The organism is Ruegeria conchae (assembly GCF_000192475.1).
Taxonomy (GTDB): Bacteria; Pseudomonadota; Alphaproteobacteria; order Rhodobacterales; family Rhodobacteraceae; genus Ruegeria; species Ruegeria conchae.
Window position 1 is genome coordinate 450,298 of record NZ_AEYW01000006.1, and the last position, 25,107, is coordinate 475,404.

Below are 25,107 nucleotides of genomic sequence, written 5' to 3' on the forward strand. Positions count from 1 at the left end.
CAGAATTTGGTCGATTGATGGTTAGCGCTAACAAAGCTAGATTGGCGCGAAAGTCAAGCAAAACCTCTGTCATCGCCAGAAGGCAAGCCAATCCAGAAAATCGTAAAGCTTCTTACCAAGGAACAGCAGGTGTTCGGTGCCGAATAGTGCAACGTCCAGCATCAGACCGCCCAGAATTAGGATTCCAAGCCAGATAGCGATTTGATTTGTCATTTCTGCGCCCTGAACGAAAATGCCCGCTCAGATAACCTGAGCGGGCATCAAGGTACAAGCGATGTGCGAAGGGTCAGTTAAGGCGGCCCATCGCTACGGCGACATCCGCCATACGCACCGAGAAGCCCCATTCGTTGTCATACCATGCCAGTACACGCACCATACGGTTGTCAACGACGCGGGTCTGGTCTGGTGCGAAGATCGAGCTCTCTTCGGTGTGGTTGAAATCGGTCGAGACCAGCGGCGCAGGCTCATAGCCAAGGACCCGCTGCATCGGGCCCTTGGCGGCTTCTTCAACGATTGCGTTAACCTCTTCTACGGTCACGTCGCGCGATGCGCGGAACGACAGGTCAACGGCCGAGACATTTGGGGTAGGTACACGGATCGCGGAACCGTCCAAGCGGCCCTTGAGGTTAGGCAGGACTTCACCCAGCGCTGCCGCAGCACCGGTTGTGGTCGGGATCATCGACATGGCTGCGGCGCGTGCGCGATAAAGATCGCCGTGACGACGGTCCAGAGTGGGCTGGTCGCCGGTATAAGCGTGGATCGTGGTCATGATGCCATGCTCGATACCGATGCCTTCATCCAGAACTTTGGCAAGCGGGGCCAGGCAGTTGGTCGTGCAGGAGCCGTTGGACACCATATTGTCGTTTGCAGTCAGGGTGTTGTGGTTTACGCCAAACACAATTGTCTTATTGACATTCTTACCTGGCGCCGAAAGCAGCACCTTACCAGCGCCGCGATCTAGGTGCGTCTTTGCCTTTAGCCCGTCATTGAACTTGCCAGTACATTCCAGGACGACATCGCAGCCTTCCCAGTCAAGCTCGTTCATGTCATAGGTCGAGAACATTTCCATCGGGCCACGGCCCAGATCCATGGTGTTGCCTTCGACAGACACTTCGCGCGGGAAACGGCCGTGAATGCTGTCATATTTCAGCAGATGTGCCGATGTTTCCAGCGGGCCAGTGGCGTTGACCTTGATCACTTCGATGTCGTTACGCGCCGATGCGGCGATGTGCGACAGTGTACAGCGGCCGATGCGGCCAAAACCATTGATACCGACCTTGATGGTCATCCGACGTCTCCAAACTGCGCTTGTGTTGCTGGCCATATAGCCGTGAAAACCGAATCTCAAAAGGGCAAAAATGGCATATTTTTAAGGTGTTAGCGCAAACCTGTGCCGGTTGCGCTAACGCTTGCGCTAAGGGTTGGATCAGGTAGTGTCGGCAACAGCGGATAAACAAGAGGATGCGCGATGAGTGGTCTGTTGGCCCTGTTGGATGATGTGGCAGGCATTGCAAAGGTTGCAGCGTCATCAGTGGACGATGTCGTAGCAGCGGCTGGCAAGGCCGGGGCCAAGACTGCCGGTGTAATAATCGACGACGCGGCAGTAACTCCTAAATACGTGCAGGGTTTCGCGCCGGCACGAGAATTACCCATCATCTGGCGCATCGCTCGCGGATCGGTTTTCAACAAGATTGTCTTGCTGTTGCCCGTGGCACTGCTGTTGGCGAACTTTGCGCCATGGCTGATTACGCCTTTGCTGATGATAGGTGGCTCGTATCTGTGCTTTGAGGGCGCCGAGAAGATTTTTCATGTCTTGTTCCCGCATGGCAGTCACGTCATCGAAGAAGACATGAAAAACCGCGACCCAGGGCATTTGGAAGAGCAGAAGGTCAAGGGGGCAATCAAGACCGATTTCATTCTGTCCGCCGAGATCATGACCATTGCATTGGCGGCTATCGAAGCGCCCAACATCTGGATGCAGGCTGCGACGCTTGCGGTGGTTGGGTTGGGTGTGACTCTGGCGGTTTACGGCTCAGTTGCGCTGATCGTTAAGATGGATGATGTCGGGTTGTATCTGGCTAAGAACGCGCCGACGCCTGTGGGCCGAGGTCTTGGTCGGGGCTTGGTCAAAGCCATGCCCGGCGTGATGAAGACACTATCAATCGTTGGAACTGCCGCCATGCTCTGGGTCGGAGGATCGATTATCATCCACGGGATGGAGGTTCTGGGCTTTGGCTGGTTGGGCCATCATATTCATGACTGGGCTTATGCGGTAGGACATGCAGTGCCTGCCCAATGGGAAAAAGCCGCCGAATGGATCGCAAAAGCGACAATGGATGGGGTGTTTGGCTTGGCTTGGGGGTTTGTACTGATACCGTTGGCGACCAAAGTGATTGCGCCGATGATCGGGAAGTTTTCAAATAAGCCTGGAGTTCACTGAATCGAAGGCGTGAGGTGATGGATCTTAGTCATTTACCAGCCTTTCGACCGGTTCAAGTCCGCACCCGGTTTAAGTTGAGGGGGCTCGCTGCCAAACGTAAAGCAGCGGCATTGGCTGCCATGAACCTTGGTGCGGAACAAATGCCGTTTGAACCGAACGCACTGTATCGGGTTCTGCATATTCGGATCGACACGGCGGACAAAGCTGCCGAACGTGCCAAGTGGGCAGGCGGGCGAATGTTCAACCTGCTTACTGGTCAATCTGCGCAATTCATTCCGCTTTATGGAACGCATGTGCGGCAAGTTTTGTCTTGGGCAGGGCAAATCGTACCCGGAGGGATCGTGCCAGCGAAACGGTACGAACTGCGATTGGACTTTGCGAAATTGGCATATGAGGCGTTAAGGGCGAAATTGAGCCAGCCAAAATAGGAAAGGGCGGCCTAGAAAGCCGCCCTTTGTATCTACAACTGTTGAGCCGAGTGCTTACAGCCCCAGCAGTTCTTTTACCTTCGCGACGGTCGCTTCTGCGGTAATGCCAAAGTGTTTGTACAACTCACCTGCCGGGGCTGATGCACCAAAGCTCGACATGCCAATAAACCCAGCTTTGGCTTCGCGGCCACGTTCACCCAGCAACCAGCGGTCCCATCCGCCAGCGCGTACGGCGGCCTCGATGCCAACGCGGACGGCACCGGCAGGTAGGACGCGCTTACGGTAGGCTTCATTCTGTTCGGCAAACAGCTCCATGCAAGGCATTGATACGACGCGGGTGCCAATGCCCTCGGCCTCCAGCATCGCTTTGGCTTCCATGGCCAGCGAGACCTCGGATCCGGTAGCGATCAGTATGGCCTGACGCTTGGCTTCTGCGTCGGCGAGCACATATGCGCCTTGTGAGGTCAGGTTTTTACCTTTGTGCTCGGTCCGCACTGTTGGCACGCCCTGACGGGTCAGCGACAGGACCGAGGGGCTGTCTTTGAAGGTGAGTGCCAGTTCCCAAGCTTCGGCAGTCTCAACAGTGTCAGCGGGGCGGAAGACATAGGTGTTTGGCGTTGCGCGCGAAATCGCCAGATGTTCCACCGGCTGGTGGGTCGGGCCGTCTTCGCCCAGACCAATCGAGTCATGTGTCATCACAAAGACCGTAGGCACCTTCATCAAGGCAGCCAAACGCATGGAAGGGCGGGCATAGTCAGTGAAAGCCATGAAGGTGCCGCCATAGGGGCGGATGCCCCCGTGCAGAGCCATACCGTTCATCGCAGCGGCCATGCCGTGTTCACGGATACCATAGTGGATGTAGCGGCCTTTGCGGTTTTCCGGTAGGAACACGCCCATATCCGCCGATTTGGTGTTGTTTGAACCGGTCAGGTCAGCCGAACCACCAATGGTTTCTGGCATGATCGGGTTCACCACGTTCAGAACCTTTTCGGACGAGGCTCGGGTTGCCAGTTTCGGCTGATCCTCGGACATCTGCTTTTTGAACGAACGAATGGCACCAGCCAGTTTCTTCGGTGCTTCAAACGCATAGGCACGGTTGAATTCCGCCTGCTTACGGTCGGAGATTTGCGCGAAACGCTCCTCCCATGCCGTGCGCTCGGCAGCACCACGTGTACCAATAGCTTCCCATGCAGCTTTGACTTCTGTGGGGATGACAAACGCGTCATGCGGCCAGCCATAGCCGTCTTTGGCCGCCTTCAACTGATCCTGATCGGTCAGTGCGCCGTGGCCTTTCGAAGTGTCCTGAGCCGCGTGGCCAAGTGCGATGTGGCTCTCGCAGGCGATCATTGTCGGCTTGTTCGACTTTTTCGCCCGCACGATGGCATCGTCGATGGCCTTGGGGTCATGACCGTCAATCTCAAGCACATGCCAGCCCGAAGCCGCAAAACGGCGCACCTGATCGGTGCGGTCGGCGATATCAACGGTGCCGTCGATGGTGATGTTGTTGTTGTCCCAGAAGACGATCAGCTTGCTCAGTTCGTGTCGGCCAGCCAGGGTGATCGCCTCTTGGCTAACGCCTTCCATCAGGCAGCCGTCGCCCGCAATCACATAAGTGTAGTGATCAACGATCTTCTTGCCGTAATGCGCACGCTGGATTTCCTCGGCCATGGCAAAGCCCACAGCGTTCGAGATGCCCTGACCCAGAGGGCCAGTGGTGGTTTCGACACCGTCTATCAGGAAGTTCTCGGGGTGGCCGGCTGTTTTGGCGCCCAACTGGCGGAAGTTTTTGATTTCTTCCAGCGTAACGTCGCCATGACCAGTCAGGTAAAGCAGCGAATAGACCAGCATCGAACCGTGACCCGCCGACAGGATGAACCGGTCACGATCCGGCCAATTCGGGGCAGAGGCGTCAAATTTCAGGTGCTTTTCGAACAATACAGTCGCAACATCGGCCATGCCCATTGGCATACCGGAATGGCCGGAATTGGCGGCGGCGACGGCGTCGAGGGTCAGGGTGCGGATGGCCGCAGCCTTGTCCCAGTGTTCGGGGTTGGCATTGCGCAGCGCAGTCAGGTCCACGGGCGTTATTCCTTTGGGTTACGGGCAGATTTAGCGCTGAATACCATCCGTCTGACAAAGTGCAAGCAGAACCGGGTTCTGCGCCGATCTGGCGCTTCAAGAGCGGTGTGCAAGTGATTGAAACCAAACAGTGGGTATTTTCTGTTACATTCCGTTAGACTAGTGCAGAGAGCCGCCGCTTTTGATTCGGACAGGCGTATAGCAGAACGAACCTTGATAAAGAGGTGACAGGGGCATGAGTCAGATCGAAGAATTACAACGCCGTATCATTACTGCGATGGAGCGGATCGGCACCGGAGTCGAGGCACTGCAGGACGCTGGGCCCGCGGTCGATAATGGTGCTGCATTACGATCAGAACTTGAAGAAGAGCGCTTGGCCAATGCGCAGTTGGAAGAGCGGCTGAAATCGCTCATAGAAAGGCACGCTCTTGAGATTGATGCCCTCCGGGAGCAGGCGGGATCAGGAGAAGAAGTTGCTGCACTGCGTGATCAATTGGCCGAGGCGACCGCAAAGCTTGCAACGGTCGAGGCCGCGCGCGCAGAGTTAGCCGAGGCCAAGGCCGCTCTGGATAACAGCGACGAAGTAAATTCACTGAAAGCCGAAATCGAAACCCTGCGATCCATGGAAAATGCCGCAGAAGAAGCCGATTCGTTGCGGGCCGAGGTCGAGCAATTGACCCCCATCGCAGATCGCGCCGAAGAGATGGAGGCAGAGCTGTCCCGTCTGCGCGCTGAATTGGTCGATAGCGAGCGGCTGACCGAATTGAACGCCGAGCTTGAAATGCTGCGTGCCGAGCGTGCCAGCCATGGCGCGGCGATGTCGCGACTGGATGACGATTTGCAACGGTTGCGCAAGGCAAACGAACAGTTGCGTGGAACAGTGGATGAGTTGCGCGCCGCTGCAGAAGATGGTGTGACCGATGCAGACATGCTGAATCGCGCAACTGCTGCAGAGTTGGAAGCAACGCGTGCCGCAAGAGCCTCGGACGCGGCCGAAGCACATGCGGTTCTGGCCCGGCTCGAACCATTGTTGACCCACGCCAATCTGGCTGAAGGAGAGGTTGAATAATGCCCGAGGTGACCATTCATATCGGCGGACGAGGATTTGATGTCTCGTGCCAGGACGGTGAAGAGCCCTTTCTGCAGGCCGCGGCCAAGCTTTTGGATGATGAAGCACAGGTATTGTCGGACCAGATCGGACGCATGCCTGAATCTCGCATGTTGTTGATGGCCGGACTAATGTTGGCCGACAAAGCGGCAGCGCACGAAGATCGCCTGAAGCTGGCCGAGGCAAAGCTTGTGGAAGCCGAAGCCGAGTTGAATCGCCTGCGTAGTCAACCTCTGCCCGAGCCCGAGCGAATTGAAGTTGCAGTGGTGCCACCTTCGGTAACAGACACATTGGCGGAGATGGCCGCGCGTGCAGAAGCGCTGGCTGCGGTGATCGAGGAAAGGAAAGCCTGATGGGCTTTGTTCGAACGGCTGCAGGGGCCGCGGTATTGTCTTTGTACGCTACGGCAGGTTTGGCCGAGATCGACATACTGTCTGTGACATTTAACTGCGAGAACAACACGCAGGTGCCAGTGTCCTATTTCAACGCCGCAGATGGATCAGGTGCTGCCGCGATGCTGATTGAGGACCAGTTGATTGCGCTGAAACAGGTTCAAAGCGGATCAGGTATTCGCTACGAATCTGTAGACGGGGCAGGGACATACACCCTTCGATCCAAAGGCTGGGAAGCTACGATCAGCCATCAGGCCCAAGGCAGCACAGCCCCCGAACGTGTCTTGTTCAAGGACTGCTCTAGCCGGTGAATTAGGCGTTTGCTTCACGGATTTTGTCGGCTGCATCTTTGTCGTAGCCGACATTGTTTTCTTCAAACAAAGTATCCAGCTCTCCCGAAAGGGTCATCTCGGTGATGATGTCGCAGCCGCCGACAAACTCGCCTTTGACAAAAAGCTGGGGCACAGTTGGCCAGTCCGAATAATCCTTGATGCCCTGACGGACAGAGTCGTCCGCCAAAACATTCACGTCGGTATATTCGACACCCATGTAGTTCAATACACCAGCGACGCGCGACGAGAACCCGCACTGCGGCATCTCTTTGGTACCTTTCATATATAGCACCACGTCATTGGCTTTGACGGTTTCGTCGATCTGGGATTTCACGTCGTTCATTTGGTGTTTCCTTTGCTCTTCGGCATTATTGCTTTGGCGTAGTCTTGAGGATTCTTCGGAATATGGGTCTGCGCCGAGCTAATTGCACCGTCATGTGAAATGTAGGAGGAATGCAGGAGGTGTTCTCCCTGTCCAGGTGGCGATCCTCGTCTTGTATTGCGTCCCGTCTTTGAATGGTTCCAAGCTATGAGCGCGATCAACACAACAAAGACGGTGACTGCAATTGAGATTACAATCGCGTGCTCCATATTACTCCGGTACTTTCGTGGTCAGCGCCAGCGCGTGCAACTCTCCATCCGGGCCATCCATCTTGCCTTTCAACGCGGCATAAACAGCACGCTGTTGCTGAACGCGGTTCTTACCGCGAAAGCTCTCATCCACGACCATGGCGGACATATGCACGCCATCGCTGCCACCAACCTGGATTTCCGCATCTGGAAAGCTCTCGCGTAGCAGAGTTTCAATTTCGTGGGCGCTCATCGGCATGTAGGTTTACTCCTGAAGGTCATTCCCAAGATGTAGAGCGATGAGACGGGGCGTGCAAGATGGGGCCGGTTCCGTTCAACAACAATTCCTGTGCGCCGACACGCGCAAGAAATCTGTTTGATCGCACCAGAACAAAGATTGATCAGGCAACGGCTTCGGCAAAGCTGCTGCGGAACGTATCCGCCAACTCGGCAAGCGAGACTTCGGAGCTGCCGATTTTAACACTATCCCCAGTGAAACGTCCAACTGACGCTAGGGGAACACCCGCCTGACCAGCTGCGATCATCAATGCTTCGGCCTGATCAAAGTTACAGGCGACCAGATAGCGCGCCTGATCTTCTCCGAACAGGAACTCGGTCGAGGCATCGTCGAGGCAAACGCCGACACCAGCAGCCTCGGCTAGTTCAAAAGCGGCTAGGGCAAGGCCACCGTCACCCAGATCGGTGCAGGCTTTGATCATTTCACGATTGGCGCGAATGAACTCTCCGTTGCGCTGTTCAGCGTCCAGATCGACATGTGGGGCGTCCCCGTCTTCTCGGTTGAAGACTTCGGCCAGAAGGGCCGACTGGCCCAGATGGCCTTGGGTTTCGCCGATAACCAGAGCGACATGGCCTTCACGAACCTCGTTGCCGATGATTTCATCGGCAGTTTGCAGCAGGCCTACGGCCCCAATCGTGGGAGTTGGCAGGATCGCTTGCCCATCAGTCTCGTTATATAGCGACACGTTGCCGGAAACGATGGGCATGTCCAAGGCTCCGACTGCGGCTCCGATACCTTGGATTGCACCTACAAACTGGCCCATGATCTCAGGCTTTTCGGGATTGCCGAAATTCAAATTGTCAGTGGTGGCCAGCGGCTTGGCGCCCACGGCAGTCAGGTTGCGGTAGGCTTCGGCTACGGCCTGTTTGCCGCCCTCAACAGGGTTTGCGCGGACATAGCGCGGGGTCACGTCGCTGGTGAACGCCAGCACCTTGTCAGTTCCGTGCACACGCACCATTCCAGCCCCCAGACCAGGCGTGCGGGAGCTGTCGGCCATGACCATGGTGTCATACTGTTCGTACACCCATTGCTTGCCTGCGTAGTTCGGCGAAGAGAGCAGGGCGCGAAGGCCATCAACTGGGTCGATCTGGGGCACATCTGTCAGCTCTTCCGCGTTGGGCGTTGGTTCCCATGGGCGGTCGTACTCGGGTGCCGTTGAAGACAGTTTGGAAAGGACGAGGTCTGCTTTGACTTCGCCGTTGTGCATGATCAGGAACCGGTCTTCGGCGATCGTTTCACCAACAATGGCGAAATCCAGATCCCATTTCTCGAAAACCGCACGGGCTTCGGCTTCAAGCTCAGGTTTGAGGACCATCAGCATTCGCTCCTGAGACTCAGACAACATCATTTCATACGCGGTCATGTTTTCTTCGCGCTGAGGGACGTTCTCCAGATCAAGGCGAACGCCGAGACCACCCTTGTCTCCCATCTCAACGGCCGAACAGGTCAGCCCCGCTGCGCCCATATCCTGAATGGAGATCACGGCACCGGTCTGCATCAGTTCCAGCGTGGCTTCCATCAAGCGTTTCTCGGTGAAGGGGTCGCCGACCTGAACAGTCGGGCGCTTTTCTTCGATGGTGTCGTCGAATTCCGCCGAAGCCATGGTCGCACCGCCCACGCCATCGCGTCCGGTTTTAGCGCCTAGATAAACAACAGGCATACCGACACCCGAGGCCGCCGAATAGAAAATCTTGTCACTGTCGGCCAGACCTGCAGCAAAGGCGTTAACGAGGCAGTTGCCGTTATAGGCTGAATGGAACCGAACTTCGCCACCAACGCAAGGCACACCGAAGCAGTTACCGTAGCCGCCGATGCCTTCAACCACGCCATTTACAAGCTGACGGGTTTTGTGGTGGCCGGGTTCACCAAAGGACAGCGCATTCATTGAGGCGATGGGGCGCGCGCCCATGGTAAAGACATCCCGCAAAATACCACCAACGCCGGTCGCGGCACCCTGATAGGGCTCAATGTAGGAGGGGTGGTTGTGGCTTTCCATTTTGAACACCACGGCCTGGCCGTCACCAATATCAACCACGCCAGCGTTCTCACCAGGGCCGCAGATAACTTGTGGGCCGGAGGTGGGCAGTGTGCGTAGCCATTTCTTCGAGGACTTATATGAACAATGCTCGTTCCACATAGCCGAGAAAATGCCAAGTTCGGTGAATGTTGGCTCGCGCCCGATGATCTCGAGGATCATGTCGTATTCCTCGGGCTTGAGCCCGTGTGCAGCAATCAGATCCGGGGTGATGGCGGGCTCTTGCATCTTCTGTCCTGTGTCCATAGTGGCCGAGATTGCGGGCCTTTTAGGGCAAGGGCGCTTCCGTGGGAAGGGTCAAGTCACCGCAGGGCCATTTAGAAAAGAAAATGCGGAACCGACAATGCCGCCGATTCCGCACATCTGGAGGTTGGCTTATAGATTGGCGCTGTAAAATCCCAGCGCCAATCCTACCGATTTAGGCCGGGTTCTGACCTTTGTTGACGGCATCAGCTGCAGCTGCACCGGCGGCTGCTTTTTGTTCTTCAGTCATATTCTCGCTGCCAGGTATCGCAACGCGCACCTCGCGGCGGGCGAAGTCGATGCCATTGGCGTTGAACTCTGCTTTCACGCGATTGAAGATTTCCTTCCGCAGCGTGAACTGCTTGCCCGGCTTGGCCATGAACTTGCCTCGGATGATCATACCGACATCATCAAAGTCGAACACACCCTGAGATTTGAACGGCTGCAGGAACCCATCTTTATGAGTCTCGTCCTGCATCATCTCGGCACCGATCTTCTTGAAGATCTTTTTGACCTTATTGGGATCGGTATCGAAAGGCACTGTGAACTTGAGCTTCATGATGACCCAGTCGCGGCTGAAATTGGTCAACTTCTGAATCTCGCCATATGGGATCGTGTGAACGGGCCCGCGATGGTGGCGCAATTGCATGGAGCGGATCGAGATCTTTTCGACCGTTCCCATCGTACCGCCGACATCGACATATTCGCCGACACGGAAGGCGTCATCGATCAAGAAGAAAATACCACCTACGATATCGGCCACCAGTTTTTGCGCGCCAAAGCCAATAGCCAGACCCAGAACACCAGCACCGGCCAGTAGCGGTGTAATGTTGATCCCAAGCGCACTCAACGCCAGCAGGCCAAAGATGACGCAGATTGTGACCTGTGCGGTGATCCGCAGCAAAGGCAGAACCGTTGCCAGGCGCGAACCACCAGCTCCGCCACCTTCGCCGCCAGCTTCTTCATCCAGCTCTTCCGCGGCAGTTTGTTCTTTCGCCAGACGACGATTGATCCAGAGTGAGACAATCTCGTTCAAGATATAGCCGACCGCGATGATCAGCAGGAACTGTATGACCGCGCCACCGACTTCTGCTCCGATGCCAGCTGATGCGACATGGCGAAGGTCAAGTTGCCAGGCACGCGAAATCATCAGGACCACGAACAGCCCCGCAATAACCCGCCCAATCCGGATATAACTGCGCTTGGCCGAGCGATAGGCGCGTTCCGCCAAAGGTCCTTCACCCGATAGCGGTGGCTGCAGATGGCGCACCAATCCACGTATCAACGTGTCTAGCGCTGGTGCGATCAACAGCCAGAACATAGTGGTGAAATGCGCCCCGGTTCCAAGCACGCGCAAGATTGCCGGATTACGCTGTGCCACGAGGAATTCAACGAGCAACCAGATCACCACCGACACGCCAATGGCGAAGTAGGGGTAATAATGCGCGACTTCCTCATCAAACTTGGTGCGATCCGGGTCTGTGCCCAGCATCATCTGCGACAGTCCTTCACGAGCAGTCCAGGCGATTACACCGATATAGATGTGGATTGCCGCATTCAGCCAAAAGCCGATGCGCGTCTCGTTTGGAGTAATTCCGTTGAGTCCATTGAAGCGGACAACAAATAGCGTGAAACCGATCAGGATCAGAAGGCCAATCAGATTTCTGTGCAGGTATTTAGCCCAGTGGTCATCAATATTCACCAAGCGGTATTGAGGTTTTTGCGGCGCGAGTACAAATCGCGACACAGCTGCCCCAAGACGCGGGACCCAAATCAAGAAGAATACGAATGGTGCGGCAAACGTGATTTGTTCGGGGGTCAGTAATGCGCGACCAAGCGCCCGGATAACCACGTAGAACACGATGAGACCGGCAATTTCGCGGCAAAACCGGCGGAATAGGTACTGCACGGCTCCCCTAAGGTCAGCTTCATCTCCGACTTCGGATGCCTTTGACCAGCGACGGGTTAATATGCTGAACAGCTTTTCTGCTACATATCCGACCAGTAGGACCGATAGCACTAGCCCGATCAAGGTAAGGACCCCGGTTTCGTTGAATTTATCCGCAAAATTGCTGAACGCTTTTATTTGCGCACTGACGATATTGGGAACTGTCGTTAGTACTTGCGTCCAGGAGGTAACCATTTCCGCCCAGATCTCGTTCAGTTCAGTCAGCGGATCTTCGTGACCTTCCTTCTCTGCGGCATGTTTTTCGGCAACTGCATCAAGGCGTTCAAGCAAGATCGCCCGTACCTGGTCATCAGACATACGCGCAACCAGATCATCGACTTGCTCAGGCGTTAGATCCTGGGGGATCGTAACCGAAGAAGTTGTGCTTGTGTCTTGTGCGTGCAGCGGCACCGCCAGAAACAAGACTGAAATCATCGCCAACAATAGGCGCAATGAATGGAACATGAATTAGCCCTCGAACACGATTTTAAGTGTTTTTTCGGGATCATAGGCTCGTGTATTCAATTTTCCCAGTGCTTTCCTGAGAATTGCCGAACGTAAGGCCAAAAAAAAGGCCGAGCACTAAGCTCGGCCGTAGTCCAACAGGGAGGTATGAAGATGATGAGCGTTACAGCATCATCGCCTTCAATTGCTCATTTAGGGATCAGTTTGTTAACGATCAAGGTTTAATAGGAGATAAGATCGTCATGCCCGCTATGACCTGAGTGCATGGCTAGAGTTTCCCCATCTGCCTCAGATGTTTGCGGTGGGCGATGATTTCGTCCTGCACGAAATCACGAAAGGCCGCGATCCGCTTGGAATGGCGAAGCTCTTCGGGATAAGCGAGGTAAACTGGTACATCAGCAGTTTCGATGTCTGACAGGATCGGAACCAGATCGGGAAAGTCCTCAGTTACGTAGTCGGGTAGGACACCAATTCCAAGATCGTGGAGTACACCTTGCAGAACGCCAAAATAGTTGTTCACGGTTAATAACGATCCAGGATTATAGGTCATTAGGTGCTTTACCATCGAAGCGCCGGCCCCGACCTGAGGCGCGGATGGTGTCTGGCAGATCAATCTGTGCTTGGTGATTTCTTCGAGAGACTCAGGTTTGCCGCCGTGGCTGTCCAGATAGGTTTTGGTGGCATAGAGCATCATTTGCACTGTCATCAGGCGCTTGCGCACCAAATCCGCCTGACTGGGCTCTTTCATGCGGATGGCGACGTCGGCTTCGCGCATCGGCAGGTCAAGAACGCGTTCTTCCAACATCAGATCAATATTGAGATCGGGATATCTTTCGTAAAGCTTGGGCAGTCGAGGCGCGAGCCAGAGCGTGCCGAAACCAAACGTGGTGGTAACACGCAAAACACCGAACACCTCGTCCTCGCTGTCCCGAATTCTTGCAGCCGCAGTGTCCAGACGTTTGGACATTGCCGAAGTCGCGTCGAACAGCAATTCGCCTTGTTCAGTTAGAATCAGGCCACGCGCATGGCGGTGGAATAAGGTCGCATCCAGTGATTCTTCGAGAGCGCGAATTTGACGGCTCACAGCAGATTGAGACAAATTGAGCTTGTCCCCTGCATGTGTGAGGCTGCCTGCATCCGCAACCGCGTGAAATATTCTGAGCTTGTCCCAATCCATCGTCGCAACTTTCGTTATCTTTCGGCAGCCCTATATGAAACACGTAACAAATTCCACATTCAAACCGGGAAATCGTTACGGCAAAGGAGAAAATTACTATACAGGTCAGTAATTGTGACCTAAAATACCTAAAGATACAGCACACTAATCCGACGAGGGGAGACGTCAGATGAGTCAGCCGAAGATCACGTTAAATGATCGGTTTGATCTATCCAAAAGCCCGGTTCTTTTAAACGGAACGCAGGCGTTGGTGCGTCTGATGTTAATGCAGAAAGAACGTGACCGCGCGACGGGGTTTAATACCGCAGGTCTGGTTACGGGATATCGAGGTTCACCCCTCGGGGCTGTCGATTTGCAGATGTCGCGCGCTGAAAAGCAATTGGCCGAAAGCGATGTGACGTTTCAATACGGTCTGAATGAAGATCTTGCCGCCACCGCATTGTGGGGCAGTCAGCAAGCCGGGTTACGTGGCGACGGCAAGTTCGATGGTGTATTTGGCCTTTGGTATGGCAAAGGCCCTGGGGTCGACCGGTCCGGAGATGTGATGCGTCATGCCAACATGGCCGGTACCGCGCAACATGGCGGCGTCCTGATGGCCATGGGCGACGATCATACTGGCGAAAGCTCGACCGTTCTGCATCAGTCTGAATGGTCTTTGGTCGATATGTATATGCCAGTCGTCAGCCCGGCCGGAGTTCAGGAAATCCTGGATTACGGCGTCTACGGATTTGCGCTAAGCCGATTTGCTGGGGTTTGGGTCGGGTTGAAAACGATGAAGGACACGATCGAGGTCACTTCGGTCGTGGATGGCAGCCCCGATCGGATGCAGATAACTATCCCTCAGTTCGATATGCCCGAAGGAGGACTGAACATTCGGCTGGGAGACACGCCGCATCTACAGGAAGCGCGGGTCATTGACTATAAACGTTTTGCGGCTGAGACGTTCTCTCATGCGAACAAACTGGACAAACGGGTCTGGGGAAAACCCGGTGCCAAGATCGGATTTGTTGCCGCGGGCAAGAACTGGCTTGATCTGATGCACTCAATGTCACTACTGAACATTGATGCAGACGAGGCTGAGCGACTTGGCATTACAACCTACAAGATCGGCCAGACCTTCCCTCTGGATATGAGGGGTTTCCACGATTGGGCGGAAGGTCTCGACCTGATTGTGATCGTCGAGGAAAAGCGCAAGCTGATTGAGGTTCAGGTCAAAGAGGCGATCTTCGACGATCGGCGTGGTCGTCGCGTTTACGGCTGGTACAAAGGTGGAGCAGGGACTCTGCACCGCGAAGAGCTGTTCCCGACCCGAGGGGCGCTTGATCCAATCATGATTGCTGAAAAACTTGGGCAGATTCTGGTTGAGGAAGGCCATGATACTGATGGCGTTCGCGCAGGTCTTGCAAAACTGGACGAGGCGCGCCGCGCTGATAATGCTCAGGAAATCGCAGCAAGATTGCCCTATTTTTGTTCAGGATGCCCGCATAATAGCTCGACCAAGTTGCCGGAAGGCAGCCGTGCCTATGCCGGGATTGGCTGTCATTACATGGTGCAATGGATGGATCGCGAAACTACCGGATTCACCCAGATGGGCGGTGAAGGGACGAACTGGATTGGCGAGGCTCCGTTCTCGACCACCAAACACGTGTTTCAGAATCTTGGCGACGGAACCTATAATCACTCGGGCGTTCAAGCGATCCGGGCCGCGTTGGCGGCTGGCACCAATATAACCTTCAAAATTCTATACAACGATGCCGTTGCCATGACTGGTGGGCAAGAGAACGAAGGTGGTCTGAGTGCTGAGCGTATCGTTGCTGAGGTCAGCGCGATGGGTGTCAGCAACGTTGCCATCGTCTATGACGAAAAAGAAGATGTGAACTTCGGGGCGCTACCCTCGGGCGTCGAGACCTTTGAGCGTGCCAAACTGATGCAGGTTCAGGAAAAGTTCCGCGAAATCGAGGGCGTATCAGTCATTGTTTATGTCCAGACCTGCGCTGCCGAAAAGCGCAGGCGGCGCAAGCGGGGCACGTTCCCGGACCCGGACAAGCGCGTGTTCATCAATACCGATATCTGTGAAGGTTGCGGGGACTGCGGCGTCCAGTCGAACTGTGTCTCAATTGTCCCGAAAGAGACCGAGCTCGGGCGCAAACGTGCAATTGATCAGTCGAGCTGCAACAAGGACTTCTCATGCTTGAATGGGTTCTGCCCTTCCTTCGTGACGGTAGAAGGCGCGAAAATCCGCAAAGAAGCCACCACTGAGCTTGATTTACCTGACCTGCCGGAACCTGAGTTGCCGCAGATCGATGGAACCCATAATGTCGTAATCACGGGTGTTGGCGGCACAGGCGTCGTCACGATAGGTGCGGTACTGGCACAGGCTGCACAGATCGACGGTAAAGGGGCAGGCATGATGGAGATGGCGGGCCTCGCACAAAAGGGCGGTGCCGTTCATATCCACTGCCGGCTTGCAAACCAGCCAGAAGACATCAGCGCGATCCGTGTCGCCACTGGTGAAGCGCACGCGCTGATCGGCGGTGATCTGGTGGTCTCGGCAGGGGCAAAAACGCTGGGTCTAACGCAGACTGGTCGTACCGGGGCAGTCGTGAACAGCCATGAGATCATTACCGGTGATTTCACTCGAGATACCGAGTTTACTATTCCAAGTGATCAGCTGCAGCTTGCCCTGCAAGCACGGCTAAAGGATAGGGTCGCACTGTTCGATGCAACCGATCTGGCCCGCGCGGTGATGGGGGATTCGATCTATTCCAACATGATGGTCTTTGGCGCCACATGGCAGCGTGGCCTGCTACCGATCAGTCATCAGGCGATCATGGAAGCGATTGAACTGAACGGTGCGGCGGTCGAACGCAACAAACGCGCGTTCGAAGTTGGCCGCTGGGCTGTGACCCATCACGAAGAGGTCAACAAAATCCTAAGGCCGAACGTGGCCGATTTACCTAAATCGTTGGATCAGATGATCGATTTCCGCGCGGCACATCTGATCGACTATCAGAGCAAGCGATTGGCCAAACGCTATCGTAATTTGGTCGAAAGCGTCGATGATCAGAAGGTCCGTGAAGCGATCGCCAAAGGCTACCATAAGCTCTTGTCCTATAAGGATGAATATGAGGTCGCACGGTTGCTGCTCGACAGTCGCCAGAAGGCAGAGGCCGAGTTTGACGGCGACTTCAAAATGACCTTCCATCTTGCACCGCCGACTTTGGGCACAAAGGGCGATAATGGACGTCCGGCCAAGAAAGCCTTTGGCGAGTGGTTTCTTGGCCCTCTGAAAGTGCTTGCAAAACTGAAAGTTCTGCGTGGCACTCCACTGGATTTGTTCGGTTACACGGCGGAGCGCAAAATGGAGCGTGCTTTGATCCGTCAGTATGAAAAGGATTTGAAAGAGGTTCTGCCCAAGCTGACACCCGAGACTAGCGATGCAATTACGGCGCTTGCCGCTCTGCCTTTGGAGATTCGTGGATTTGGTCCGGTTCTGGTCGCGAATGAGGCCAAGGCCGCGAAACGGCGCGAAGAATTGCTGGCTGTTATCCGCGATGGCGGGCCTCAAATGCAAGCTGCGGCAGAGTGAGGCTTTACAATCCTGTCATAAAATCTAGGCAAATTGGTTACCTCGTCATATTTAGTCGGTAGCAAACCGGAGTAGCCAATGCCGCCGCATCATCACGTCGCTCGTGACATATCCTACGCTCATTCCGCAGAAACGCGGGGTGGGCGTATGGTGATCAAGTTGATGGAAAACACGACGGGCCGCTTGCGTCTTATCCGTCGCGCAGATGGCTACCATCAGGAAGTCGCACAGGGACGTGATTTCTGGTCGGTGATGATGGAACGCTATGGGCTGACATTGGATGTGGTTGGTGGCGCGTTATCGAACATTCCCAAAGATGGCCCCCTGATTTTGATTGCGAACCATCCATACGGCATTCTGGACGGGCTGATGATGGGTCATATCCTGTCTCAGACGCGCGGAGATTTTCGTATTCTTGCCAACCATGTCTTCCGCAAAGCTGAAGATTTGGATCGGATCGTCCTGCCAATCTCTTTTGATGCCACCAAAGAGGCGATGCGATTGAACCTTGAGACCCGCAAGACTGCTCTAAGCTATTTAAGCGACGGCGGGGCAATCGGGATATTTCCAGGTGGCACCGTCAGCACGGCTGCGAAGCCATTTGCGCATCCGATGGACCCAGGGTGGCGCGGATTTACCGCTCGGATGGTGGCCAAATCTGATGCGACTGTTGTGCCGGTGTTTTTTGATGGACACACCTCGCGATTGTTCCAGATTGCAAGCCATCTGCACAACACGTTGCGCATGGGTCTTCTAATCAAAGAATTCAAAAAACGTGTTGATACTCCAGTGCGCGTGGTTGTTGGAGACCCCATCGGGCGCGACATTCTGGACCCATTGGGCAAGGATACGCGCAAGATGATGGATTTCCTGCGCAAAGCGACGTATGAGCTGTCTCCAGAGCCATTAAAGTCTTATGACTACGGCTATGAATTTGAGGAACGGCATCGCGCCTAAAGGGGCAAATGGCAGTAGGTATCTTTGATTCCGGGTTGGGCGGTCTAACCGTCTTGAACGCCGCGCAGAAACATCTGCCGGACGTGGATTTCCTATATTTTGCGGACAGCGCGCATGCGCCTTACGGCGTTCGCGATGCTGAAGACATCTACGACCTGACCCGCACTGCCGTTCATGATCTTTGGGATCGCGGCTGCAATCTGGTGATTCTGGCCTGCAACACAGCCAGTGCTGCCGCTCTGCGCCGGATGCAGGAGGCGGGTGTGCCAGATGGAAAGCGGGTACTGGGCGTGTTCGTTCCATTGATCGAAGCGCTGACCGAGCGGCAATGGGGTGACAATTCACCTCCGCGCGAGGTCGAAGTGCAACATGTCGCGCTGTTTGCGACACCCGCGACTGTGTCTAGCAGGGCGTTCCAGCGGGAATTGGCATTCCGGGCGATTGGCGTTGATGTTGAGGCGCAGGCTTGTGGCGGTGTGGTCGACGCCATTGAGGATGGCGATATGATCTTGGCCGAAGCCTTGGTGCGCAGTCATGTTGACGCTCTAAAACGCAAGATGCCGGAACCGCAAGCGGCTATTCTGGGTTGCACCCATTACCCCTTGATGGCGGAAACGTTTCAGAATGCATTAGGCTCTAATGTGAAGGTTTATAGCCAAGGAGACTTGGTGGCTGAAAGCCTTGCAGACTACCTGAAACGTCACCCAAACATGCTCGGCGAAGGTGCAGGTGGGTTCTTAACCACCGGCAAGCCCAGCACAGTGTCGGATCGCGCAACGCAATTCCTCCGACGACAAATCACCTTTGAAGCCGCCTGATTTTGGTCAAGGACGGCGCTTTTCTGATTTTGTAATTCGTTGACCGTCGCATCGGCGGTCACCCCATGTGACACATGAATGAAAGAGGTCTGACATGACCCATAAAATCGCAATTCTCGGTGCTTCCGGCTATACCGGCGCGGAACTGGTACGGCTGATCGCCGGGCATCCGAATATGGAAATCAAGGCATTGGCCGCCGAGCGGAAGGCCGGGCAGACCATGGCGCAGGTCTTTCCGCATTTGCGCCATATGGATTTGCCGGTGCTTTGCAAAATTTCCGAGATCGACTTTTCCCAGATCGACCTTTGCTTTTGCGCACTGCCGCATAAGACCAGCCAGGAAGTCATCCGTGATCTACCCAACACATTGAAAATCGTTGACCTTTCGGCTGATTTCCGGCTTCGGGACGGAGACGAATATCAGAAATGGTACGGCAACCCGCACGCCGCGTTGGGACATCAGGAAGAAGCCGTTTATGGCCTAACTGAATTCTATCGTGATGATATCCGTTCTGCGCGGCTCGTCGCAGGTACTGGTTGTAACGCAGCGACCGGGCAATATGTGCTGCGGCCATTGATATCAGCGGGCGTGATTGATCTGGATGACATCATTCTAGACTTGAAATGCGCAGTTTCAGGCGCAGGTCGGGCACTGAAAGAAAACCTTCTGCACGCAGAGCTCAGCGAAGGAGCAAATGCCTATGCAGTAGGTGGGACACACCGGCATCTGGGTGAGTTCGATCAGGAGTTTTCTGAACTTGCCGGTCGGACCGTTCATATTCAATTCACGCCACATCTGATCCCGGCCAATCGGGGCATTCTGGCGACCTCTTACGTAAAGGGCGATCCACAGAGCGTCTATGAGACTTTGCAATCGGCCTATGAGGATGAGCCGTTCATCGAGATGCTGCCCTTTGGCGAAACCCCTTCGACTCACCATGTGCGGGGGTCGAACTTTTGCCATATCGGTGTCGTCGCCGATCGGATAGAACGGCGCGCGATCGTTGTGGCAGCTTTGGATAACCTGACAAAAGGTAGCAGCGGGCAAGCCTTGCAGAACGCCAACCTGATGTTAGGTGAGGATGAAACCCAAGGGCTGATGATGGCCCCTCTGTTCCCGTGAGGACGGTATGAAAACGCTCAAGAAACGTCGTCGAATACAGATCATTGTGCTAGCCGCGGTGGCCCTTGCCTTATCGACGGCGTTGATTGGGGTGGCCATGAAAGATGGCATCAACTTCTTCCGTTCACCCAGTCAAGTGATCGCCGAGCCGCCTAAGCCGTCCGAAGTGTTCCGCATCGGTGGGCTTGTCGAAGAGGGCTCGATCATACGTGGGCAGGGTGAAACTGTGTATTTCGTCGTCACCGATGGCGGTGAAAGCGTCAAAGTCGCTTTCACGGGTGTCCTGCCTGATCTGTTTTCAGAAAATCAAGGTATGGTCGGTACAGGTAGCTATGTGAACGGTGTCTTCGAAGCCACTGAAATCCTTGCGAAACACGATGAAACCTATATGCCGAAAGAGGTTGTGGACGCATTGAAAGAGCAAGGTGTTTACAAAGAAGCCGGCGACAGCTGATTAGTTCCAAAGCATTGAAATCTTGAGGGCGTTGCGTGCAAGAAACACGCAGCGCCCTTTGTTCTATCGTCGGATTAACTTATTTGCCGGACCGTTAGCCTGACCACACTAAAGGGGGCGGGCATGCGGACGGTTCGACAGATCGCAGATGAAATCGTGGCGCGGGAAGGTGGCTTTGTCGACGATCCCGACGATCCCGGTGGGGCAACAAAATTTGGTGTGACGATCCACACCATGCAGCGTTTGGGTCTTGATCTGGATCGCGACGGTGCTGTGACACATCGGGATGTGAAAGTTCTGACCAGGGCGCAGGCCATAGACATCTTTGTCGACCACTATTTTGAAAGGCCTCGCCTTGGGTTGCTGCCCCAGGCTGTACAGGCCTCGGTGTTTGATATGTACGTCAATGCGGGTTCGCAGGCAGTCAGAATATTGCAAAGCCTGCTGTGCCAAATGGGGTTTGAGGTCGCGGTTGATGGCGTGATCGGCCCCCAAACCGCACGTGCAACAGATGCTGCTGCCAAACCAAAACCTCAGGCCCTAACAGATGCCTATGGCGTCGCACGGCGTAACTATTATTTCCGGTTAGCAGATCGGAGGGTTTCACTACGTAAATATGCCCGAACTCGGGCCGGGGGCAAAGGCGGTTGGATCACGCGCGCTGAAGAGTTTTTGTCTCCTCAGTATCACCTGACGGATGCAGACTTTCAGAGGAGGATTTCAGGATGGGTTTGATTTCTGGCCTTTTAGCCCTGTTGTTCGGTGGAGGCCGCAATGTGGTTCGTGAAACTACCGAGATATTTCGAGAAAATGCTGAAAGCGCGGCGCAGCGGACCACAGCGTTACGCAGTGCGGCGATGGTGCAGTTCGGGGCCGAGTTCCAAGTTCCCAGAAAAGGGGGGTTTGATCGATTCATGGACGGGCTGAATCGTCTGCCGCGCCCGGCTTTGGCGTTGGGCACCTTGTGCCTGTTTCTTGCCGCTATGATCGACCCGCTCTGGTTTGCGGCGCGCATGCAAGGCATTGCACTGGTGCCGGAACCGCTGTGGTGGCTGTTGGGTGTGATCGTGTCATTCTACTTTGGCGCGAGGCATCAGATCAAAGCGCAGGATTTTCAGCGCGAGATCAATCAAACGGTGCTGCAAGCGCCAGAAGTATTGGCCAACCTTGCGACAATCCGTGAATTTCGCGAGGACAGCCCCGGCATCGCGGATACCCGGTCGGACGCGGCCTTGACCGAAGCAGTAATACAGGCCGATTTCAACCCTGCACTAGAAGATTGGCGACGGCTGCGCGCAGCCTGAGGCGCGACACTATGTGCGGCGATACTTGACGAATGTTAATGGCACATGCCGACCTGCCGCAGTATAAGCGCGTCATGATTACAGAGCTCGGCCATTTCGCACTGATCCTAGCCTTCCTGGTCGCCATTGTTCAGACTGTGGTGCCTCAGGTCGGGGCTGCCAAACGTTGGAACGGATGGATCGTTTTCGCTGAACCTGCGGCCATTGCGCAGTTTTTGCTGACCGCTTTTTCGTTTGGAGCATTGGTCTGGGCCTTCGTGGCGTCCGACTTTTCGTTGCGGATTGTGGTTGAGAACAGCCATTCCGCCAAGCCGATGCTGTACAAGATCAGTGGGACTTGGGGAAACCACGAGGGCTCGATGCTGCTATGGGTCCTTATCGTCACAATTTTCGGGGCGATGGCTGCGATCTTTGGCGGCGGATTGCCCCCGACGCTCAAAGCAAGAGTTCTGTCGGTGCAGTCAGCCATCGCTGTTGCGTTTTTCGCATTCATTTTGTTCACGTCTAATCCGTTCGATCGCTTGCCAATTCCACCTTTCGACGGTCGGGACCTGAACCCACTGTTGCAGGACCCGGGCCTGGCGTTTCACCCACCGTTTCTTTATCTGGGTTATGTTGGCCTGAGCATGGCCTTCAGCTTTGCTGTCGCGGCCCTGATCGAAGGCCGCGTGGACGCGGCATGGGGCCGTTGGGTGCGACCTTGGACGCTTGCAGCGTGGATTTTCCTGACCATTGGTATCGCACTGGGGTCTTGGTGGGCCTACTACGAATTGGGTTGGGGTGGTTTCTGGTTCTGGGATCCGGTCGAAAATGCCAGCTTTATGCCCTGGCTGCTGGCCGCAGCGCTGCTGCATTCGGCCATCGTTGTCGAAAAGCGCGAGGCGCTAAAAAGCTGGACTATTTTGCTGGCGATCATCGCCTTCGGGTTCTCGCTGATCGGGACTTTTATCGTGCGCTCGGGGCTTTTGACCTCGGTCCATGCCTTCGCAAATGATCCCGAACGGGGGGTATTCATCCTGTTCATTCTGGTGATTTTCATCGGCGGCGCACTGACCCTGTTTGCTGCCCGTGCGCAGGCGATGGAAGCAAAGGGAGTGTTCGGGATGGTCAGCCGGGAAAGCGCGCTGATTCTGAACAATATTCTGCTGGCAGTCAGTTGTTTCGTCGTGTTCTTTGGTACGCTGTGGCCCATGGTGGCTGAGATGGCATTTGACCGGAAACTCTCGGTCGGAGCGCCATTTTTTAATGCGGCCTTCACACCATTCATGATTGCCCTGGGGATCGTGCTGCCTGTTGGCGCTATGCTGCCCTGGAAGCGGGGCAGGTTGGGTCGCGCGGCGTGGTCTCTGCGCTATGCATTCATTCTTGCAGTAGCGTTGGCGATACTGGTCTGGGTGATACAGACAGGGCGCAGCGCTTTAGGGCCTGTTGGTCTGTTCCTAGGCGCTTGGATTACGTTCGGTGCTCTTGTCGATCTTTGGAGCCGAACAGGCCGCAAAGGCAGCCTTGCACGCCTGTTCCGCCTTCCGGGTGCTGATTGGGGTAAAGCCGTCGCCCATACTGGCTTGGGTGTCACAATGTTTGCCATCGCGGGACTGACAGCTTGGGAAGTCGAAGATATTCGAGTCGCCCAACCCGGTCAGCCATTCGAAGTTGGGCAGTTCACTTTGACATTGCAGGATGTGCGCCGGGTCCAGGGACCGAACTATTTCTCGACCATGGCGGATGTGATGGTGGAACAGGATGGGCGTTTTGTCACGACGCTTAACCCTGAAAAGCGTGACTACCCCGTGGCGCGCATGCCGACGACAGAAGCCGCGATTGACTATCGTTTCTTGCGTGATCTTTATGTTGTGATCGGTGATCAACAGGCGGATGGCGGCTGGGTGATGCGAACCTACATCAAACCTCTCGCCAACTGGATTTGGGGCGGATGTATCTTGATGGCTCTGGGAGGTGCGCTCAGCCTTTCGGACCGCCGTTTCCGGGTCGCAGCTGGTGCGCGTAAGACGCCTGCAGGTGGGGTGCCGGCCGAATGAAACGTTTACTTTTGATAGTGCTGCTGATCGCGTCACCGGTTTTGGCTGTTCAGCCGGACGAGGTTCTGGATGACCCGGCGCTTGAAGCGCGGGCGAGGGATATCAGCACGGGCTTGCGCTGTCTGGTCTGTCGGAACGAAAGCATTGATGAAAGTAATGCCGAGCTTGCGCGTGATTTGCGCATTCTTCTGCGGGAACGTCTTGTTGCGGGCGATACGGACCAAGAGGCAGTCGAATTTATCGTTGATCGCTATGGCGAATACGTTCTTCTGAAACCAACCACGACCGGAGCCAATCTGATGCTTTGGTTGGCGGGCCCGATCATGTTGCTGATCGCGGCGGGCATGGGCTGGAGCTTTTTGCGGAAGCGTTCGCGGCATCAACAAGCGGCGCATTCTGATGCGCTGACCGATGAAGAACAGGAACGCTTGCGCCAAATCTTGGAAGACTGACGCGCGGTTCTGCTTTTCCTTTTTCCACATTTGCGTCAGGGTTTTGCGAAACACTGCGCAGGTGAGGATGTACATGGAATACGAAGCGATCCTTCTGGATATTACCGATGATTTGGCGGTTTTGACATTGAACCGACCAGACAAGATGAATGCGCTGACGACGCAGATGCGGGCCGAGATCACCTATGCGATGAAAGAAGCGGCTCGCCATGCCAGAGCAATTGTTTTGACAGGGGCTGGGCCTGCGTTCTGTTCTGGCCAGGATCTAGGGGACGCGTCGAGCACAGGAAAGATCGATCTCGAACGAGCATTACGGGATGAATATGAGCCTATGCTTGAGGCGGTTTACGACTGCCCGGTGCCAACGATCGCGGCCGTTAACGGGGCGGCAGCAGGGGCAGGGGCGAATCTCGCACTCTGTGCCGATGTCGTAATCGCAACCGAGAGCGCCTATTTCCTGCAGGCCTTTGCTCGGATCGGATTGCTGCCTGATGCTGGTGGAACTTGGTTCATGCCGCGTCAGATGGGATTTGCCAAAGCGATGGGCGCTGCTTTGTTTGCTGACAAGATCAGCGCGCGTCAGGCGGACGACTGGGGGTTGATCTGGGAAGCAGTCTCTGACGATCAGTTCGACGCGCATTGGCGCGAACGGGCCACCTATTTGGCTAATGGCCCAACTGCCGGGTTCCGGGCAATCAAACAAGCGATCCGGGGGACCTACGATAGAACATTGCCGAAACAGCTTGCCGCCGAGGCGCACCTGCAAGGCGAATGCGGTAGAACCCGTGACTTTGCCGAAGGTGTGGTGGCATTTCTGGAAAAACGCTCCCCGAAATTCGAGGGGCGCTGAGAGATC

General features: G+C 55.3%; 23 protein-coding genes. 15 read left to right on the plus strand and 8 right to left on the minus strand.

Going from position 1 to position 25,107, the window contains the following annotated elements; translation table 11 throughout:
• Window positions 1–69: 69 nt before the first annotated feature.
• Both G7G_RS24510 and gap read right to left on the minus strand, forming a co-directional pair.
• A complete protein-coding gene (locus G7G_RS24510) occupies window positions 70–213 on the minus strand; it encodes a hypothetical protein (protein ID WP_010439846.1) in 144 nt (47 codons plus the stop codon).
• Between the two features lie 73 nt (window positions 214–286).
• Entirely contained in the window at window positions 287–1,288 is a 1,002-nt protein-coding gene (gap, locus tag G7G_RS0106705; RefSeq protein ID WP_010439848.1) for a type I glyceraldehyde-3-phosphate dehydrogenase, read from the minus strand.
• A 180-nt stretch (window positions 1,289–1,468) separates the two neighbouring features.
• Here gap and G7G_RS0106710 point away from each other — a divergent pair, with 180 nt between their 5' ends.
• The gene (locus G7G_RS0106710) at window positions 1,469–2,440 is read left to right on the plus strand and encodes a DUF808 domain-containing protein (protein WP_010439850.1); all 972 of its coding nucleotides are present in this window, start codon (window positions 1,469–1,471) and stop codon (window positions 2,438–2,440) included.
• Between the two features lie 17 nt (window positions 2,441–2,457).
• Window positions 2,458–2,868: a hypothetical protein gene (locus G7G_RS0106715; protein ID WP_010439852.1), complete on the plus strand. Its 411-nt coding sequence runs from the start codon at window positions 2,458–2,460 to the stop codon at window positions 2,866–2,868.
• A gap of 54 nt (window positions 2,869–2,922) precedes the next feature.
• Here the strand turns inward: G7G_RS0106715 and tkt are convergent, their stop codons facing one another.
• A complete protein-coding gene (tkt, locus tag G7G_RS0106720) occupies window positions 2,923–4,947 on the minus strand; it encodes a transketolase (RefSeq protein ID WP_010439855.1) in 2,025 nt (674 codons plus the stop codon).
• Between the two features lie 235 nt (window positions 4,948–5,182).
• On the opposite strand from tkt, the gene G7G_RS0106725 reads away from it, so the two are divergent.
• Genes G7G_RS0106725 through G7G_RS0106735 form a run of 3 tightly spaced genes read left to right on the plus strand, consistent with a single transcriptional unit; the run spans window position 5,183 to window position 6,758 of the window.
• Window positions 5,183–6,016, plus strand: coding sequence for a hypothetical protein (locus G7G_RS0106725; protein ID WP_010439857.1), 834 nt, complete (start codon window positions 5,183–5,185; stop codon window positions 6,014–6,016).
• Window positions 6,016–6,408, plus strand: a complete 393-nt coding sequence (locus G7G_RS0106730; RefSeq protein ID WP_010439859.1) for a cell division protein ZapA — start codon at window positions 6,016–6,018, stop codon at window positions 6,406–6,408. The genes G7G_RS0106725 and G7G_RS0106730 overlap by 1 nt, the downstream gene beginning before the upstream one ends.
• Entirely contained in the window at window positions 6,408–6,758 is a 351-nt protein-coding gene (locus G7G_RS0106735; RefSeq protein WP_010439860.1) for an MliC family protein, read from the plus strand. Before G7G_RS0106730 ends, G7G_RS0106735 begins: the two co-directional genes overlap by 1 nt.
• Window position 6,759: 1 nt before the next feature.
• Here G7G_RS0106735 and grxD read toward each other — a convergent pair whose 3' ends face one another.
• From grxD to G7G_RS0106760, 5 genes are all read right to left on the minus strand, one after another.
• Window positions 6,760–7,122, minus strand: coding sequence for a Grx4 family monothiol glutaredoxin (gene grxD / locus G7G_RS0106740; protein ID WP_010439861.1), 363 nt, complete (start codon window positions 7,120–7,122; stop codon window positions 6,760–6,762).
• A gap of 249 nt (window positions 7,123–7,371) precedes the next feature.
• On the minus strand, window positions 7,372–7,608 hold the full coding sequence (locus tag G7G_RS0106745; protein WP_010439863.1) for a BolA family protein: 237 nt from the start codon (window positions 7,606–7,608) through the stop codon (window positions 7,372–7,374).
• Between the two features lie 142 nt (window positions 7,609–7,750).
• Entirely contained in the window at window positions 7,751–9,910 is a 2,160-nt protein-coding gene (gene purL / locus G7G_RS0106750; protein ID WP_010439866.1) for a phosphoribosylformylglycinamidine synthase subunit PurL, read from the minus strand.
• Window positions 9,911–10,100: 190 nt separating this feature from the next.
• Window positions 10,101–12,338 (minus strand): mechanosensitive ion channel family protein, encoded by a 2,238-nt coding sequence (locus G7G_RS0106755; protein WP_010439868.1) that lies wholly within the window; start codon window positions 12,336–12,338, stop codon window positions 10,101–10,103.
• Between the two features lie 268 nt (window positions 12,339–12,606).
• A complete protein-coding gene (locus tag G7G_RS0106760; protein WP_010439870.1) occupies window positions 12,607–13,515 on the minus strand; it encodes a LysR family transcriptional regulator in 909 nt (302 codons plus the stop codon).
• A gap of 169 nt (window positions 13,516–13,684) precedes the next feature.
• On the opposite strand from G7G_RS0106760, the gene G7G_RS0106765 reads away from it, so the two are divergent.
• The 10 genes from G7G_RS0106765 (at window position 13,685) to G7G_RS0106810 (ending at window position 25,101) form a co-directional block, all read left to right on the plus strand.
• Entirely contained in the window at window positions 13,685–17,104 is a 3,420-nt protein-coding gene (locus G7G_RS0106765) for an indolepyruvate ferredoxin oxidoreductase family protein (RefSeq protein WP_010439873.1), read from the plus strand.
• A gap of 78 nt (window positions 17,105–17,182) precedes the next feature.
• On the plus strand, window positions 17,183–18,061 hold the full coding sequence (locus tag G7G_RS0106770) for a lysophospholipid acyltransferase family protein (protein ID WP_010439875.1): 879 nt from the start codon (window positions 17,183–17,185) through the stop codon (window positions 18,059–18,061).
• Window positions 18,062–18,069: 8 nt separating this feature from the next.
• Window positions 18,070–18,879: a glutamate racemase gene (locus G7G_RS0106775; RefSeq protein WP_010439877.1), complete on the plus strand. Its 810-nt coding sequence runs from the start codon at window positions 18,070–18,072 to the stop codon at window positions 18,877–18,879.
• Window positions 18,880–18,973: 94 nt separating this feature from the next.
• Entirely contained in the window at window positions 18,974–20,002 is a 1,029-nt protein-coding gene (gene argC / locus G7G_RS0106780) for an N-acetyl-gamma-glutamyl-phosphate reductase (protein ID WP_010439881.1), read from the plus strand.
• 7 nt (window positions 20,003–20,009) lie between these two features.
• Window positions 20,010–20,456, plus strand: coding sequence for a cytochrome c maturation protein CcmE (ccmE, locus tag G7G_RS0106785; protein ID WP_010439882.1), 447 nt, complete (start codon window positions 20,010–20,012; stop codon window positions 20,454–20,456).
• A 123-nt stretch (window positions 20,457–20,579) separates the two neighbouring features.
• Window positions 20,580–21,191, plus strand: a complete 612-nt coding sequence (locus G7G_RS0106790; protein WP_010439885.1) for a holin-associated N-acetylmuramidase — start codon at window positions 20,580–20,582, stop codon at window positions 21,189–21,191.
• Complete coding sequence (locus tag G7G_RS0106795; RefSeq protein ID WP_010439889.1) at window positions 21,182–21,760, plus strand: holin family protein; 579 nt, start codon at window positions 21,182–21,184, stop codon at window positions 21,758–21,760. The genes G7G_RS0106790 and G7G_RS0106795 overlap by 10 nt, the downstream gene beginning before the upstream one ends.
• 74 nt (window positions 21,761–21,834) lie before the next feature.
• Window positions 21,835–23,799, plus strand: coding sequence for a heme lyase CcmF/NrfE family subunit (locus G7G_RS0106800; RefSeq protein ID WP_029621790.1), 1,965 nt, complete (start codon window positions 21,835–21,837; stop codon window positions 23,797–23,799).
• Window positions 23,796–24,251: a cytochrome c-type biogenesis protein gene (locus tag G7G_RS0106805; RefSeq protein ID WP_010439901.1), complete on the plus strand. Its 456-nt coding sequence runs from the start codon at window positions 23,796–23,798 to the stop codon at window positions 24,249–24,251. The genes G7G_RS0106800 and G7G_RS0106805 overlap by 4 nt, the downstream gene beginning before the upstream one ends.
• A 73-nt stretch (window positions 24,252–24,324) precedes the next feature.
• A complete protein-coding gene (locus G7G_RS0106810; RefSeq protein ID WP_010439905.1) occupies window positions 24,325–25,101 on the plus strand; it encodes an enoyl-CoA hydratase-related protein in 777 nt (258 codons plus the stop codon).
• Window positions 25,102–25,107: the final 6 nt, after the last annotated feature.